This is a genomic window from Tabrizicola sp. TH137 (genome assembly GCF_002855575.1).
Classification (GTDB): Bacteria; Pseudomonadota; Alphaproteobacteria; order Rhodobacterales; family Rhodobacteraceae; genus Paragemmobacter.
In genome coordinates, this window is the sequence record NZ_PKRQ01000008.1 from 44,064 (window position 1) to 59,876 (window position 15,813).

Here is a 15,813-nt window from a genome sequence, read left to right on the forward strand (position 1 = left end):
ATTTGTATCATTGGGGTTCAGCTTACGCCGGGGGGTGATTCCGGCAAGCCATTTGTGCGTTCAGGGCCGGGATTTGCGCCTCGTCCGGGGGATCGGCCAGCGAGAGCACCGGCAGGAGCGCGCGTAGGCCGTCATGGTGGCGACGCAGGCCATATTCCAGATCGGAGAGATGGAAGCCTTCGAAGGATTGCGACTTCATCGACTCGTTGGACCAGATCGACAACTGCTGATCTTCGGCCGAAGTGGCGCGGTCGATCCGCATGGCAAGGTAGCGCGCAAGTCGGGTTTCGCGGCTTTCGTTGGCCCAGCGATAGGTGCGGCCCGTGAGGCGGGTGTTGCCGACGGAAAGAGGAATGTCCTGGTAGAACTGCACCCCTTCCGGCGTCATCGCAAAGACGGTGCTGGGGAAGATGCCGTAATAGGTCCAGGCCTTTTGCAGATGGGGCGGCAGGTCCGGGCGGTCGGGCGAGTGCTTTACATATTCCCGGACCGACCAGCCCCGCCCCGGCGCATCGCCATACCATCCGATGGACATGGAGAGGCCGTTTTCCAGTTGGTGATCCCGATAGGTGCGGCCGTAGAGTTCCTGAAGCGCGGGATGGGCGAGGGCGACGTGATAGCCTTCATTGTCCACATCGCGGACGGATTTCCAGTTCACGGGCAGTTCGGTGGACCAGTCGGGGGTCTGCACGGGCAGAAGCTCGGTCATCCGATAGGCGGCGAAATCGGCGGCGAAGGGGGCCAGAAGGTCCGCCATGGGCGGCTGCGGGCCCGGCTTGAAGCGGATGAAAAGAAAGCCGTGGGCGATGGACAGCTCGATGGGCTTGAGGCCGAAATCCTCGCGCTTCATCTCGCCGAAGGTGGAGGGGCGGGCGGCGCCGCGCAGGGTGCCGTCGAGGTTGTAGACCCAGCCGTGGAAGGGGCAGACGATGGAGCCCTTGCAGGTGCCTTCGGCCCCGTCCACCACCCGCGCGCCGCGATGGCGGCAGAGGTTGTGGAAGGCGCGAACGACGCCATCCGCGCCGCGCATGACGACGGCGCGTTCGCCCAGCAGATCGAAGGACAGCCAGTCGCCCGCATCGGGGATGTCGCATTCATGGCCGACGAGTTGCCAGTGGGTCAGGAAGACATGGTCACGTTCGAGATCGAACAGGGCCTGCGAGTGATAGGCCCAGGCGGGCAGGCCGCGACGATCCCAGTCATTCGGGACGGGCAGGGTGGCATAGGGCAGATCGGTCATGGGCGATCCTCCATTTCGGACAGAATCCAGCGGTGGAAATTGTGAATCTCGTATTCCTCGGGCATCAGCCGCGCAGCGGTGAAGGCGGGGGAACGGATGCCGCGCTGGTTCATCTCGGCCGCCGTGCCGTCCTGTTCCAGCACGGTGATGGCGAAGGCCGCGACGGCGGCGGGGTCGAGGGCTGGCAGCGTCTCGGGCGCGAAGTGCCATTCGGCGGTGAGGCGGGTGCGTTCCGGGCCGAGCGGTTCGATGCGGACGGAACGGACGTAATCGGCATGGGCCACGACATAGGCCGTGGGCCAGAGCGTGACGAAGGTATAGCCCGCCGCGCGTTCCTGGTCTGTCAGGTCGGGGAAGGGGGGGGCGCAGAGGGCGCCGTCAGGCGTCCAGCTTGCCGCGCCTGGGCGGAGATTGGGCTGGGCGGGCTGGCCGGGCTGCCAGTCATGCGCCTCGGTCGCGCCCATGATGCCGCGCCCGTAAACGGGGACCATGTCGCAGAGTTCGGGATGGATGCCGGGGCAGTGCAGGCATTCGGAGTAATTTTCCCAGAAGGTCTTCCAGTTGCAGGCAAGCTCTGCCTGCCAGCGATGGCCGGTGACGAGGTCTGCCATCGGCCAGTTGTCCAGCGTGGAGAGCGGGACATCGGCATGAAGGGGCGGGGGATCCTTGGCCAGCGACAGGAAGAGGAAGCCGTTCCAGACCTTGTGCGCGACGGGGCGCAGGCCGTGGGCGGCGCGGTCGAAATCCTGTGTCGGGCGGGCATGGCCGGTGGCGACGAGGCGGCCATCCTCGGCCGCATAGGCGAAGGCGTGATAGGGGCAGCGGATGAGGCGGCCGATCTCTTCCACCTCGGTGCGGCAGAGTTCGGAGCCGCGATGGGGGCAGGAATTGTGATAGGCGGAGAGGGCGCCTACCGTTGTTCGCGCCACGATCACCGGGGCGGTTCCTACGGTGACGCGCCGCATCGTGCCGGGGGTGAAGTCGGCCAGCCGCCCGACCATGATCCAGTGCCGGGCGAAGATCGTGGCCATCTCGCGCGCCTGCCAATCGGCGTCCAGATAGGCCGAGCGGGGCAGGCCTTCGGGGCAGTGCCCAAGGCGGGGGGAAAGCGGGTGGCGGTCTTCCTGTCCCATCAGAACCTCGCCGCTGGGGTCAGCGTGCGGCGGGCGGGGGTGTAGAAGGGACGGTCCACCACCCGGGCGCGCATCATCATCTTGGCATAATGCAGCTCGCGGAGCGCATAGATTTCCGCCCAGAGATCGGGGCTTTTCACCAGATCGGCGCGAAGTTGCGCCAGCGCGATGTTGCGTTTCAGGGTGGGCGACCAGCAGGCCCCCGTCACCACGCCGGCCTCGTGCTTTTGCGCGCGGTAGAGGATTGCGCCATCGGCGGGGATGTTGCCGTCAATCTCCAGCCCCACGAAGGCCCATTCGGGGCCCTTCGCGCGCTGCTTCAGCAGGGCGTTGCGCCCGGTGAAATGGCCCTTCTCCCAGTCGATCAGCCAGCCGAGGCCCATGTCGAGCGGGGTGCGGAGGCGGTCTTCGCGCAGGCAGACATGGGCGGGGGTGAAGTCGTAGCCGGTGATGATGAAGCCCGCCTCCAGCCGCGCGATATTGAGCGCGTCGGAACCGATGGGGCGCAGGCCGTGGAGATGGCCCGCCTCCATCAGCCGATCCCAGAGCGGGAGGGCGAGGTCAGGCGTCGTCCAGAGTTCGTAGCCCAGATCGCCGGTGAAACCGGTGCGCGAGATCATCAGGCGACCGGTGGCGAAGGGCACGTCCATCATGCGGAAGGGTTTCAGGGCGTCGATGTCGATGCCCGCGCGGCGCAGGATTTCGGCGGAGGTCGGGCCTTGCAGGGAGAGGGCGGCGATATCTTCCGTCTCTTCCGTTACGGTGACGTCGAAGCCGTGGGCGCTGTCGAGAAGCCAGGGCAGGTGACGTTCCTGGCAGCAGAGGCGGAAGCGCGTGTCGGTCAGGCGGAAGAGGGTGCCGTCATCCAGAAGGTGCCCGGCATCATCGCACCAGATGGTGTAATGCACCGATCCGGTGCGGAGTTTGGCCACGTTGCGCGGGGTGAGACGGTCGAGGAAGGCCACCGCATCGGGCCCTTCGATCCGGTATTTGATCATCGGGCAGAGGTCATAGACCGAAGCGCTGTTGCGGATGGCGGAATGTTCCATCGCAAGGTCTTCGAACGTCGTGACGGTGCGATAGCCGCCCCAGTTTGCCCAGGCGTGGGTCTTGCAGGCGGCCGCGGTGCGCGCGTCGAAGGGCGTGGGCAGCAGGGGCGTTTCGTAGTGGCGCAGGTCGTTCATCTCTCGGCCTCCATCGCAAGGGCCGCGTTCCAGCCGGGGGTGCCCGAGACGCCGCCGCCGGGATGGCATCCCGCAGAGGCGAGCCAGAGGCCGGTGATCGGTGTGCGATACTGGGCGATGCCGGGGAGGGGGCGGAGGAAGAGCATCTGTTCCACGCTGAGTTCGCCCGCATGCCAGTTGCCGCCGGGAAGGCCGGTTTCGGCTTCGATGTCATAGGGCATGCGGAGGCGGGTCTCGGTCACGCTCGCGGTCAGGCCGGGGGCGTGGCGTTCCAGTTGCAGCAGGCAGGCGGCCAGCATTGCGGCGCGTGCGGCATCGCGGTCGGCTGGTGCATGGGGGGCGTATTGCACGATGGCCGACAGGCGGTGCTGGCCGTCTGGCGCGGGGGTGCGGGCGGTGGGGATCAGGAGTTCCATCACCGGTTCCTCCGGCACCTCGCCGTATTTCACCGGGTTGAAGGCGCGTTCGACATGCTGGTCCGACGGGGCGATCAGCAGGCGATGTGTCGGATCGGCCCCGCGGAAATCGGGCAGGGACGATAGGGTGAGGTCCAGCCGCGCCGCGCCACCGCGCGCCTTCTGGTGGCGGGCACGGGTGTAGAGGCCGTTGTCGAGATGGCGGGGGCCGATCAGGGCAGTGAGCGTTGTCTTGGGTGCCAGGGCCGAGACGATGCGTTTCGCGGTGATCTCTTCGCCCGACGTCAGGGTGACGCCGGTGGCGGTGCCGTCGGTCACCTCGATCCGGGCGACGCGGGCATTGCAGCGGATCGTGACGCCCGCCGCGACGGCCGCCTTGGCCATGGCGGTGGCAAGGGCGGGCATGCCGCCTTCGGGCAGGCCGAGGGCGCCTTGCTGGCCTTGGGTTGCGCCGGACAGGCGGTAGAGCCAGGGAAGGACGGAATTGGGAGAGCGCGGTCCGAGCCAGGAGCCGAGCGTGGCGTCGAAGGCGAGCGCGCCTTTCAGGAGGGGCGAGCGGAGTTCGTCATCCAGCAGGTCGAAGACATTGGTCAGGAAGATGCGGCCCAGTTCGCGGAACTCTGCCGCGCCCATCATCCGCGCCTTCAGCCCGATCATGGCAAGTTTCAGGAGCGGGTTCTTCGCATCGGCGGCGGGGCGGGGCGGCGTCATCGTATTGAGCGGCGCGAGGATCGCGGCGAAGCGCAAAAGGCGGGCGCGGAGGTCCGCCCATGCCTTGGCATCGGCGGGGTCGATGTTGCCCGAAAGGCGGGCGCCCAGAACCCCGTCCATCCGCAGATGGTTGCCATCGGCGGCCAGCGCCGTGGTGGGCAGCGCTGTGGTTGCCCATGTCAGGCCGTGGCGGGCGAGGTCCATCCCCTGCTCTACCCGCGGGTCGAGATTGTAGGACAGATGGGCCAGTGCCGCCGCGCCGCCCCCCGGTGCGGCCCCGGCCTCCAGCACCAGGACGGAGGCCCCGCCCTTGGCCAGCCGGTGCGCAGCGGCAAGGCCGTTGGGGCCTGCGCCGATGACGATGGTGTCAAACGATGGCATAGGCGTCGCTCATGTGGGAAACGGGTTGGCGCAGGTCGCGCAGCACTTCGCGGGCGGCGTTGCGGCCCGGCGCGCCCATGACGCCACCGCCCGGATGGGTGGAGGAGCCGCATATCCAGAGGTCCTTCACCGGCGAGCGGTAGTTGGCGTAGCCCGGAACGGGGCGGTTGAAGAACATCTGGTCGAAGGTCAGTTCGCCCTGGAAGATGTTGCCTTCGGTCAGGCCCACTTCTGCCTCCAGCTCGCGCGGGGTGCGCACCTCGACATGCAGGATCAGGTCGCGGAAGCCGGGGGCATGGGCCTCGATCTGGTCGATGCAGGTCTTGGCAAAGGCGTCGCGGTCGGCATCGCTCCAGGCCTTTCCTTCGATCTGGGGCGGGGCGTATTGCACGAAGCAGGACATGAAATGCTTGCCCGGGGGGGTCATCGTCGGGTCGATCATCGTGGGGATCATCACGTCCTGGAACGGGTGGCGGCTGAAGCGGCCCGCCTTCCAGTCGTCATAGGCGCGTTCCATCTGGTCGATCGTGTCGGTGAAATGCAGATCGCCCTTGATGTTGGGCGCCCCCTCGGGGAGCGCGGTGAAGCGCGGCAGGCCGTCGAGCGCGATGTTGAGCTTGCCGGAGGAACCGCGGGTCTTGAACCGTTCCACCCGTTTCACGAAATCGGGCGGCAGTTCCTTGCGGTCAACATGGCCAAGGAAGGTGCGGCGAACATCCATGTTGGACAGGACGCGGCGGGCGGCGATTTCATCGCCATTGGCCAGCACGACACCAGTGGCGCGGCCATTGGAAATGCGCACCTCCTGCACGCCTATCCCTGCGCGGATTTCCCCCCCCGCAGCGCGGAAGCTTTCGGCCAGGGCGCGGGTGATCGACCCCATGCCACCCCGTGCGTAGCCCCATGCGCCCACATTCCCATCCACGTCGCCCATGGCGTGATGGAGAAGGACATAGGCGGTGCCGGGCGACATCGGGCCGAGTGCGGTGCCGATGATCGAGCCCACGGCCTGATAGGCCTTTACTGCGGGGTTTTCGAAGTATTCGTCGAGGAAGTCGCTGATCGACATGGTCCAGAAGCGCAGCATGTCGCAGAGAGCGGCTTCGGACTGCCCGGTGATCTGGCGGCCGAGCCAGAGCAGTTCGGATAGGTCGCGGGGATGGAAACTGGCGAGGTCCGGCGGGCGGCGCATCAGCATGGGCCGGATCAGGCGGCAGTTGCGCAGGATATCGCGGGCGTAGCGGTCATAGGCTTCGGCATCGCGGCGGGAATGGCGGGCGATTTCGCGGCGGTTCGATTCATGGTCGCGGAACATGCCCAGATAGCCGCCGTCGCGCGTCATCAGCGCGCCGCCCTCATAGGGCAGGATTTGCAAGCCGTGGCGCGACAGGTCCAGATCGCGCATGATCTCGGGCCGGAAGAGGCTGCTGACATAGGAGCAGTTGGAATAGGTGAACCCAGGATAGAGTTCGCGGCTGACTGCGGCGCCACCGATCCAGTCGTTCTTTTCGACGATGACGGTCTTCAGCCCGGCGCGCGCCAGATAGCAGGCCGCGACAAGGCCATTATGTCCTGCCCCGATAACGACGGCATCATACATGGGCGGGTTCCCTGGCCGCCTCAGACTCCAGATCCTCCAGCGTCAGGTCCACGGCGGTTTCGACGGCGCGCAGCGTGTCGGTCAGGCAGGTCGGATCAAGACCATGGGCCTCGCACATGAACCAGGGTTCGCGGCTGTCGGGTTCGCAGATGATGCCCAGATCGTGCAGGTAATACGCCATGCGGTCGTAGAAGCTGTAATCCGACGTCTTCCAGGCGCGATAGTTGTCGGGCGGTTCGGGCGCGAAGAAGAGGCCGAACATCGAGGGATGGCCGGAAAAGGAATGGACGATCCCGCGCGCGTTCAGGATGGCCGAGATGCCCGCCTTCAGGCGTTCGCCATAGTTGGCCAGGGTTTCCAGTGCCGGGGTTTCGTCCAGGATGCGCAGACATTCCTCGGCGGCGGCAAGGCTGACGGAATGGGCGGTATAGGTGCCGCCATGGCTTGCCCCGCCATAGCGGAAGGAGCGCATCACCTCTTCCCGCCCGGCGACGACGGCGATTGGATAGCCGTTCGCCACGGCCTTGGCGAAGGTGGTGATGTCGGGGGTGACGCCAAGGATGCCCTGGATGCCGCCCTTGCCGACGCGGAAGCCCGATTTCACCTCGTCGATGATGAGCATGACGCCGTAGCGGGTGCAGAGTTCGCGGGCGAGGCGGACATATTCGGCGCTGGCCATGATCGAGCAGCAATTGCCCTGGATCGGTTCGATCAGCATGGCGGCGAACTGGTTGCCATGGCGGCGGAACACATCTTCCAGCCGTTGCAGATCGTTCATCGGTGTCAGGTGGGCGAGGCTGCGGACGGTGGGTGGGATGCCCTTGCCATAGGGCACAACTTCGGGGTCGGCATTGCCGCCCTGCTGCCAGCCCTCGACATCGGCCTGCCACATCGCGGCATCGAACAGGCCGTGATAGCCGCCTTCCACGAGCAGATAGGATTCCCGTCCCGTATGGGCGCGGGCAAGGCGCAGCGCGGCCATGACCGCCTCGGTCCCCGAATTGGAGAAGCGGACGAGTTCGGCGGCGGGGACCATCTTGGCGATGCGGTCGGCGACGATGAGTTCGCGTTCGGTCGAGAGGGCGAAGACGCCGCCAACCTCCATCCCCTTGCGGGCGGCGGCATCGACGCGGTCATCGGCATAGCCGAGGATCGCGGGGCCATAGCCGAGGCGGTAATCGACATAGCAATTGTCGTCGATATCCCATGTCCGCCCGCCCTTGCCGCGCGCAACATAGATCGTGCGATCCTCGCCCCAGTAGCGGAAGGTGGAGGAAACGCCCAAGGGCAGCCGCTTCACGGCGCGTTGGAACTGGGCGTTCGATTTCGTGAGGGTGCGATGGGGCGGGAGGGTCATGCAGGACTCGCGCAGTTGTGATGACCAAGGCTGGCATTCGATTGACTGGGTTGTCAATCAATTCTTTTCCCGTGCAGGTTTTCGCGCTAGTCTGCCTTTGTCTGGCGCGGCTTTGCCGCTACATGGGCATCAGTTTCCGAAAGGTGAGCCGTGACACGACCTGCGCTTCAGACCGACCCGCGCCCGCCCCGCACCCTGAGCAAGGATGCGCGCCGGGCGCAGCTGATCGAAGCGACGATCAGCACGATGGCGGAATTCGGCTATTCCCGCACCACGCTGACGGCGGTGGCGAAGCGGGCGGGCCTGTCGCATGGGCTGGTGCTGTTCCATTTCGACACGAAGGAGAACCTTCTGTCCGAGACGCTGGATTTCCTGTCGGAGGAATATCGGGCGAACTGGCAGGCGGCGCTGGCCGCGGCGGGGGATCGCCCCGAGGCGCAGCTTGAGGCGCTGGTGCGGGCGGATTTCAACCCGGTGATCTGCACGCGCGACCGGTTGGCGGCCTGGTGCGCCTTCTGGGGGGAAAGCCAGAGCCGGCCGATCTATCAGGCGCGCTGCGGATCGAATGACGAGCATTACAATCGCGTGCTGGAGGGCATCTGTGCCGAGATGAACCTTCGGCATGGCTATTCGCACGATCCAGCACGGGTGTCGCGGCTGATCCGCATTTCCATCGAAGGGGTCTGGCTGGACCTGATGACGATGGCGGCGCCCTATGCGACGGAAGAGGCGATGGCGACGGTCTGGCTGGGGCTGTCGGCCTTGTATCCCCGGCAGTTTCAGCCCCTGACCTGATCCGCCCTGAGCCAGCGCAGGAACAGCGCCAGCGGGCGGCTGGCCGGGCGCATCTGCGGCCAGACGAGGGCGTAGCGCCCGTCGAGCGTGAGATAGTCCGACGCGGCCGGGACGAGGCGGCCACGGGTGAATTCCACCTCGGCGAGGAAGGACGGGAGCAGCGCCACGCCGAAGCCGAGTGCGGCCGCCTCGGCCATATGGGCGAACTGGTCGAAGAGCATGCCGCGCAGCCGGTCGGCCGCCAGACCCTGGCGGCGGAACCAGTCTTCCCAGGCGCCGGGGCGGCTTTCGAGATGGAGGAGGGGGAGCGACAGCAGCGCCTCGGGGGCGGGCGGGCCGTCGGGGCAGAGGGAGGGGGCGCAGGCGGGGATGATGCGGTCCTGCATGAGGTCGAGGTAATCCACGCCGAGCCAGTCGCGCGCGCCGAAATGGAGCGCGGCATCGAAGCTTTCGCGGGCGAAGTCGAAGGGGGCGAGGCGGGTGGAGAGGTTCACGGTGATGTCGGGGTGATCCTCGGCGAAGCGGCGAAGGCGCGGCATCAGCCAGTGGGTGCCGAAGGCGGGCAGGACGGCGAGGTTGAGGCTTTGCCGCGTGCCGGCCGCGCGGATCTTGAGCGAGGCGCGGGCGAGATCCTGAAGGTAGTCGCGGATGGAGGCGGCATAGTCGGCCCCGGCAGGGGTGAGAGCGAGCCCCTTGCCCTGGCGGTGGAAGAGGGTGACGCCGATCTGTTCTTCCAGATGCTTCAACTGCCGGCTGACGGCGGAATGGGTCAGGGACAGTTCCTCGGCCGCCGCCGTGGCGGAGCCGAGGCGTTCTACCGCCTCGAGAGCGAGGAGGGAACTGACCGAGGGAAGCAGGCGGCGCGGGGCGATCATGTGCGGTTTCCTCCAGCCATATGGAGAAAACATCGCTCATATGTGCGAAACATTCCAGATAGTATGGCGCGCGACGGGGCGAAAGCGCCCTGAAGGATGGGTTGGATGGATCGCTGCGAGATCGTGCATGAGAATTTCCTGCGCCGGGTGGCCGCGCGGGATTTCCCCGAGGGCCGGGCGCCGGGCGGGCCGATGACGGCGGAACAGGCAGTGGCGGCCTATCGCGCGGCCTGCCTCACGCGGGCGCTGGACCGGCAGAGCCGGGCGATGCAGAGGGCGGGGCAGGGGTTCTATACTATCGGGTCATCAGGGCATGAGGCGATGGCGGCGGTGGCGCTGGCGCTGCGACCCGACGACATGGCCTTCCTGCATTACCGCGATGCGGCCTTCCAGATCGCCCGCGCGGGGCAGGTGCCGGGACAGAACCCGACATGGGATATCCTGCTGTCCTTTGCCTCTTCGTCCGAAGACCCGATCTCGGGCGGGCGGCACAAGGTTCTGGGGTCGCGTGCGTTGATGATACCGCCGCAGACATCGACCATCGCGAGCCATCTGCCGAAGGCGGTGGGGGCGGCCTATTCCGTGGGGGCGGCACGGCGGCACCGGCCGGAACATGCCATCCTGCCGGAGGATGCGGTGGTGATGTGCAGCTTCGGCGATGCATCGGCGAACCATTCCACGGCGCAGGGCGCCTTTAACGCGGCGCAATGGACCGCCTATCAATCGGTTCCTCTGCCGCTGATGTTCGTCTGCGAGGATAACGGGATCGGGATTTCGACGCGGACGCCGGCGGGATGGATCGAGGCGACCTTCGGCGGGCGTCCGGGGTTGCGCTATTTCAAGGCGGATGGGCTGGACCTGTTCGACGCCTATCGCGTGGCGCGCGAGGCGGCGGATTGGGTGCGGGCGCGGCGGAAGCCCGCCTTCCTGCATCTGCGGACGATCCGGCTGTTCGGCCATGCCGGGGCGGATGTGCCGACGACCTATCTGCCGCGCGAGATGGTGGAGGCGGAGGAGGCGCAGGACCCGCTGCTGCATGCAGTGCGGCTGCTGGATCAGGCGGGGGTGATGGCGCCGGAGGCAGCACTTGCGCTGTATGAGGAGAGCTGCGCGCGGGTGGCGCGGGTGGCAGGCGAGGCGGTGACGCGGCCCCGGTTGAAGACGGCGGCGGATGTGATGGCGAGCCTGATCCCGCCGCGCCGGGAGAACCGGCCGACGAACGGCCCGACGCCCGAGGCGCGGGCGGCGGCTTTCGGGGCCGATCTGAAGGCCATGGAGGAGCCGCAGATCCTGTCGCGGCTGGTGAACTGGGCGCTGACGGACCTGATGCTGGCGCATCCCGAGATCGTCATGATGGGCGAGGATGTGGGGAGGAAGGGCGGCGTCTATGGCGTGACGCAGAAGTTGCAGGCGCGGTTTGGGGCGGATCGCGTGATCGACACGTTGCTGGATGAACAGTCGATCCTTGGCCTTGCCATTGGCATGGCGCAGAACGGGTTCGTGCCGCTGCCGGAGATCCAGTTCCTCGCCTATCTGCACAATGCCGAGGATCAGATACGGGGCGAGGCGGCGACGCTGCCCTTCTTTTCCAACGGGCAGTTCAGCAACCCGATGGTGCTGCGGATCGCGGGGCTGGGCTATCAGAAGGGCTTTGGCGGGCATTTCCACAATGACAATTCGCTGGCCGTGCTGCGCGACATTCCGGGGGTCATCCTTGCGGTGCCGTCGAACGGGGCGGATGCGGCGATGATGCTGCGCGAATGCGTGCGGCTGGCGCGCGAGGAGCAGCGGGTCGTGGTGTTTCTGGAGCCCATCGCGCTTTATCCGATGCGGGACCTGCATGCGGAGAAGGACGGCGGCTGGATGCGGACCTATCCCGATCCGTCGCGGCGCATCGCCTTTGGCGAGGTGGGCGTAACGGGGGAGGGGACGGAGCTTGCCATCGTGACCTTCGGGAATGGTGTGTATTTCTCCAATCAGGCCTTGCCCGCGCTGGAGGCGGCGGGGATCGGGGCGCGGATCGTGGACCTGCGCTGGATTTCACCCTTGCCGAAGGCGGGCATCACGGCGGCGGTGGAAGGCTGCGCGCATGTTCTGGTGGTGGATGAGACACGGCATTCGGGCGGTGTGGCCGAAGCGGTGATGGCGCATCTGGCGGAGGTGTCGGCGGCGCGGGTCGCACGGATCACGGCAGAGGACAGCTTCATTGCGACCGGGCCTGCCTATGCGGCGACGATGCCGTCGAAGGAGGGGATCGTCGCGGCGGCGCTGCGGTTGACGGGGCGGGTGGCATGACGACGGCGGTGGTGATCTGTCCCGGACGCGGCAGCTATAACGCGGCGGAGCTGGGTTATCTGGGGCGGTGTTTCCCGGATACGGGTCTGCTGGCGCGGTTCGATGCGATCCGGGCGGAGGCGGGGCAGGAGCCGGTTTCGGCGCTGGACGGGGCGGCGGGTTTTTCGATGGCGCGGCACGGGCGCGGGGATCAGGCGAGTGCCTTGATCTATGCGGCGAGCCTTGGGGATTTCCTGTCGATCTGGCCGGAAATCGACGTGGTGGCGGTCACCGGCAATTCGATGGGCTGGTACACGGCGCTGGCCTGTGCCGGGGCGGTGACGCCGGAGGACGGGTTCCGCATCGCCAATGGGATGGGCCGCCTGATGCAGGAGGCGATGATCGGCGGGCAGAGCCTTTATCCCTGGATGGGCGAGGATTGGGTGGCCGATCCGGCGCGCAAGGCGGCGCTGCTGGCGCTGATTGCTGAGATTGACGGGCGGCCGGGGCATCGGCTGGCGCTGTCCATCGACCTTGGCGGGATGCTGGTCGTGGCCGGGAATACCGAGGGACTGCGCGCCTTCGAGGCGGCGGTGGAGCCGGTGGGCGGGCGGTTCCCGATGCGGCTGGCCAATCATGCGGCCTTTCACTGCGATCTTCAGACGCCGGTGGCGGCGGCGGGGCGGGCGGCGCTGCCCGAAACCCTTTTCGGCCGGAACCGGGTGCCGATGATCGACGGGCGCGGGCATGTCTGGTGGCCGGGGGCGGCCACGCCGGGGGCCATCCACGACTATACGCTGGGGCATCAGGTGGTGGAGCCTTACGATTTCACCGCGGCGATCCGCAGCGCGGCGCGCGAGTTTGCGCCGGACCTCTTCATCCTTGCCGGGCCGGGCAATGCGCTGGGGGGTGCGGTGGCGCAATCCCTGATCCTTTCGGGATGGCGCGGCATGCGGGCCAAGGCCGATTTCCAGGCGCGTCAGGAGACGCGCCCCCTTCTCATCTCGATGGGCCTGCCGGAACAGCGCGGGACCGTGACCACAGGAGCCGACACATGACCAGCCATGCCACCACGCTTGCCGCAGCCGGGCTGACGCAGGCCGATCTGACGGGGGGAAGCCTTGTCGTGCGGTCCCCCATCGACGGGGCGGAACTGGGACGTATCCGCGAGACGGACCCGGCGGAGATGCCGGCGGTGATCGCCCGTGCGCAGGCGGCCTTTCGTGCCTGGCGCGAAGTGCCTGCGCCGCGGCGGGGGGAGCTGGTCCGGCTTCTGGGCGAGGAGTTGCGGGCGGCCAAGGCGGAACTTGGCGCGCTGGTGACGCTGGAGGTGGGGAAGATCACCTCGGAGGGTCTGGGCGAAGTGCAGGAGATGATCGACATCTGCGACTTTGCCACGGGGCTGTCGCGTCAGCTTTACGGGCTGACCATCGCGAGCGAGCGGCCGGGACACCGGATGGCGGAGACCTGGCATCCGATGGGGCCGGTTGGGGTGATCAGCGCCTTCAACTTCCCCGTGGCGGTGTGGTCCTGGAACGCGGCGCTGGCGTTGGTATGCGGCAATCCGGTGATCTGGAAGCCGTCGGAAAAGACGCCGCTGACGGCGCTGGCCACGCATCGGATCCTCGAGCGGGCGCTGGCGCGGTTCGGGGATGCGCCGGAGGGGCTGTGCCAGCTGGTGATCGGCGGGCCGGAGATCGGAGCGGCGCTGGTCGCATCGCGCGAGGTGCCGATCCTTTCGGCGACCGGGTCCACGCGGATGGGCGGGATCGTGGGGCCGCAGGTCATGGCGCGCTGGGGGCGGCCGATCCTGGAACTGGGGGGCAACAATGCAATGATCGTCGCGCCTTCGGCCGATCTCGACATGGCGGTGCGGGCCATCGTCTTTGGCGCGGTGGGAACGGCGGGGCAGCGCTGCACGTCGCTGCGGCGGCTGATCGTGCATCGGTCGGTTCGGGAGAAGCTGCTGGAGCGGCTGACACGGGCCTATGCGAGCCTGTCCATCGGCGATCCGCGCAAGGAGGGGACGCTGATCGGCCCATTGGTGGATCATGCCGCACGCGACCGGATGCTGGCGCAGCTGGACCGCGCCCGAGCGGAGGGTGGCATTGTGCATGGCGGGCGGGCAGTGACGGAGGGCGTGCCTGCGGGCGGGGCCTATGTGGAACCGGCACTGGTGGAGATGCCGGGACAGACGGAGTGCGTGCGAGAGGAGACCTTTGCGCCGATCCTTTACATGATGGGCTATGACCGGTTGGAAGAGGCCATCGCGATTCAGAACGATGTGCCGCAGGGGCTGTCTTCCTGCATCTTCACGCTGGACCTGCGCGAGGCGGAAACCTTCCTGTCGGCGGCCGGTTCCGATTGCGGGATCGCCAATGTGAATATCGGGCCTTCGGGGGCCGAAATCGGCGGGGCCTTCGGAGGCGAGAAGGAAACCGGGGGCGGGCGCGAGAGCGGATCGGATGCCTGGAAGGGCTATATGCGGCGGCAGACAAGCACGGTGAACTATTCCAACCGCCTGCCTCTGGCGCAGGGCGTGCGCTTTGACCTCTGAGACGATCCTGTGGAGGGCGACTGGCGGGGAGCCCATTGGTGCGGCCCCCCTGCGTGGGCGGGTCGTCGTCGATCTGGCCGTCATCGGGGGCGGTTTCACCGGCTGCGCAGCGGCATTGGAAGCGGCACGGATGGGTGCCTCTGTCATCCTGCTGGAGGCAGAGACGATTGGCCATGGCGGATCGGGGCGCAATGTCGGGCTGGTGAATGCCGGGTTGTGGTTGCCGCCCGACGAGGTGATCGCACGGCTGGGAGAGGAGGCAGGGGCGCGGCTGGTGGCGGAGCTGGCGGCTGCCCCCGACCGGGTTTTCGACCTTATCGCGCGGGAGGGGATCGACTGCGAGGCGCGGCGGGCGGGCACGCTGCATCTGGCCCATGCGCCTTCGGGGTTGCGCGATCTGAAAGGGCGGCTGGCACAAGGTAGGTGGCGAGGCGCGCCGCTGGTGCTGCTGGATGCGGCGGAGACGGAGCGGCGGACCGGAACGGCGGCCTATCAGGGTGCGTTGTTCGATCCGCGCGCAGGGACGATCCAGCCGCTTGGCTATGTGCGGGGGCTGGCGCGGACGGCGGTCCGGGCGGGGGCGGCGCTGCATGAGGGGACCCCGGTGCGGGCCTTGGATCGGCTGGCAGAGGCATGGAGCCTGACGACGCCGGAGGGCGAGGTGCGGGCAAGATCGGTGCTGGTGGCGACGAATGCCTATCACCTTGGGCCGCTTGCCGCGGTGCGGCCGGAATTCGTGACCGTCAGCTATGGGCAGGTGGCGACCGATCCCCTGCCGCAGCGGATGCGTTCCAGGCTGCTGCCAGGGGGCGAAGGGTGCTGGGACACGGCGCTGGTGATGTCGTCCTTCCGCATGGATGCCGACGGGCGGCTGATCCTTGGCGCGATCGGCGATTTCAGCGGGCCGGGGCGCGCCATCCATCAGGACTGGGCCGCGCGGAAGATGGCCGCGCTTTTCCCCGATCTGGCCGGTATGCCCTTCCGGTACTGCTGGAGCGGACGCATTGCAATGACCTCGGACCATGTTCCGAAGATCCTCGGCTTCGGCCCGTCGGCGCTGGCCTGTTTCGGCTATTCGGGGCGGGGGATCGGCCCGGGCACCGTCTTCGGGACAGAGGCGGCGCGGGCGCTGTTGACCGGCGCGGCGGATGGGCTGCCGCTGCCCATGGTGACGATGCATCGGGAGAAGGCGGCCGCCCTGCGCGGAACGGGCGTGGAGGCCGGGGCCTGTATCGCCCATCTGGCGGGTGCGCGGCAAGGATCGACGGGGGGAAGGTGACGGATCGCCCT

12 protein-coding genes are annotated in these 15,813 nt (G+C 67.5%); 5 read left to right on the plus strand and 7 right to left on the minus strand.

Annotation, left to right across the window (positions count from 1 at the left end):
- Positions 1-22 precede the first annotated feature (22 nt).
- The 6 genes from C0V75_RS19880 to C0V75_RS19905 are packed head-to-tail and all read right to left on the minus strand — an operon-like array spanning position 23 to position 8,022.
- The gene (locus tag C0V75_RS19880; RefSeq protein WP_101922734.1) at positions 23-1,240 is read right to left on the minus strand and encodes an SRPBCC family protein; all 1,218 of its coding nucleotides are present in this window, start codon (positions 1,238-1,240) and stop codon (positions 23-25) included.
- Positions 1,237-2,373, minus strand: coding sequence for an aromatic ring-hydroxylating dioxygenase subunit alpha (locus C0V75_RS19885; protein WP_101922735.1), 1,137 nt, complete (start codon positions 2,371-2,373; stop codon positions 1,237-1,239). Before C0V75_RS19885 ends, C0V75_RS19880 begins: the two co-directional genes overlap by 4 nt.
- A complete protein-coding gene (locus tag C0V75_RS19890) occupies positions 2,373-3,557 on the minus strand; it encodes an aminomethyltransferase family protein (protein WP_101922736.1) in 1,185 nt (394 codons plus the stop codon). The genes C0V75_RS19885 and C0V75_RS19890 overlap by 1 nt, the downstream gene beginning before the upstream one ends.
- Positions 3,554-5,065, minus strand: a complete 1,512-nt coding sequence (locus C0V75_RS19895; protein WP_101922737.1) for an NAD(P)/FAD-dependent oxidoreductase — start codon at positions 5,063-5,065, stop codon at positions 3,554-3,556. Before C0V75_RS19895 ends, C0V75_RS19890 begins: the two co-directional genes overlap by 4 nt.
- Entirely contained in the window at positions 5,052-6,665 is a 1,614-nt protein-coding gene (locus C0V75_RS19900; RefSeq protein ID WP_101922738.1) for an NAD(P)/FAD-dependent oxidoreductase, read from the minus strand. Before C0V75_RS19900 ends, C0V75_RS19895 begins: the two co-directional genes overlap by 14 nt.
- The gene (locus C0V75_RS19905; protein WP_101922739.1) at positions 6,658-8,022 is read right to left on the minus strand and encodes an aspartate aminotransferase family protein; all 1,365 of its coding nucleotides are present in this window, start codon (positions 8,020-8,022) and stop codon (positions 6,658-6,660) included. Before C0V75_RS19905 ends, C0V75_RS19900 begins: the two co-directional genes overlap by 8 nt.
- 150 nt (positions 8,023-8,172) lie before the next feature.
- On the opposite strand from C0V75_RS19905, the gene C0V75_RS19910 reads away from it, so the two are divergent.
- Entirely contained in the window at positions 8,173-8,817 is a 645-nt protein-coding gene (locus C0V75_RS19910; RefSeq protein WP_101922740.1) for a TetR/AcrR family transcriptional regulator, read from the plus strand.
- Here C0V75_RS19910 and C0V75_RS19915 read toward each other — a convergent pair.
- Entirely contained in the window at positions 8,802-9,692 is an 891-nt protein-coding gene (locus tag C0V75_RS19915) for a LysR family transcriptional regulator (protein WP_101922741.1), read from the minus strand. The two genes, C0V75_RS19910 and C0V75_RS19915, sit on opposite strands and share 16 nt — an antisense overlap.
- 105 nt (positions 9,693-9,797) lie before the next feature.
- Between C0V75_RS19915 and C0V75_RS19920 the strand changes: the two genes are divergently transcribed.
- Genes C0V75_RS19920 through C0V75_RS19935 form a run of 4 tightly spaced genes read left to right on the plus strand, consistent with a single transcriptional unit; the run spans position 9,798 to position 15,802 of the window.
- Positions 9,798-11,987 carry an alpha-ketoacid dehydrogenase subunit alpha/beta gene (locus tag C0V75_RS19920; protein WP_101922742.1) on the plus strand — a complete coding sequence of 730 codons (2,190 nt, stop codon included), beginning with the start codon at positions 9,798-9,800 and terminating at the stop codon, positions 11,985-11,987.
- Positions 11,984-13,024 (plus strand): acyl carrier protein, encoded by a 1,041-nt coding sequence (locus C0V75_RS19925; protein WP_101922743.1) that lies wholly within the window; start codon positions 11,984-11,986, stop codon positions 13,022-13,024. Before C0V75_RS19920 ends, C0V75_RS19925 begins: the two co-directional genes overlap by 4 nt.
- On the plus strand, positions 13,021-14,523 hold the full coding sequence (locus C0V75_RS19930) for an aldehyde dehydrogenase family protein (protein WP_101922744.1): 1,503 nt from the start codon (positions 13,021-13,023) through the stop codon (positions 14,521-14,523). Before C0V75_RS19925 ends, C0V75_RS19930 begins: the two co-directional genes overlap by 4 nt.
- The gene (locus C0V75_RS19935; protein ID WP_101922745.1) at positions 14,513-15,802 is read left to right on the plus strand and encodes an FAD-binding oxidoreductase; all 1,290 of its coding nucleotides are present in this window, start codon (positions 14,513-14,515) and stop codon (positions 15,800-15,802) included. The genes C0V75_RS19930 and C0V75_RS19935 overlap by 11 nt, the downstream gene beginning before the upstream one ends.
- Positions 15,803-15,813 lie beyond the last annotated feature (11 nt).

Coding starts and splice junctions, on each gene's coding strand:
- C0V75_RS19900 (WP_101922738.1), bottom strand. CDS start 6,665: ATGTATGATGCCGTCGTTATCGGGGCAGGACATAATGGCCTTGTCGCG.
- C0V75_RS19930 (WP_101922744.1), top strand. CDS start 13,021: ATGACCAGCCATGCCACCACGCTTGCCGCAGCCGGGCTGACGCAGGCC.
- C0V75_RS19895 (WP_101922737.1), bottom strand. CDS start 5,065: ATGCCATCGTTTGACACCATCGTCATCGGCGCAGGCCCCAACGGCCTT.
- C0V75_RS19885 (WP_101922735.1), bottom strand. CDS start 2,373: ATGGGACAGGAAGACCGCCACCCGCTTTCCCCCCGCCTTGGGCACTGC.
- C0V75_RS19905 (WP_101922739.1), bottom strand. CDS start 8,022: ATGACCCTCCCGCCCCATCGCACCCTCACGAAATCGAACGCCCAGTTC.
- C0V75_RS19925 (WP_101922743.1), top strand. CDS start 11,984: ATGACGACGGCGGTGGTGATCTGTCCCGGACGCGGCAGCTATAACGCG.
- C0V75_RS19915 (WP_101922741.1), bottom strand. CDS start 9,692: ATGATCGCCCCGCGCCGCCTGCTTCCCTCGGTCAGTTCCCTCCTCGCT.
- C0V75_RS19890 (WP_101922736.1), bottom strand. CDS start 3,557: ATGAACGACCTGCGCCACTACGAAACGCCCCTGCTGCCCACGCCCTTC.
- C0V75_RS19920 (WP_101922742.1), top strand. CDS start 9,798: ATGGATCGCTGCGAGATCGTGCATGAGAATTTCCTGCGCCGGGTGGCC.
- C0V75_RS19880 (WP_101922734.1), bottom strand. CDS start 1,240: ATGACCGATCTGCCCTATGCCACCCTGCCCGTCCCGAATGACTGGGAT.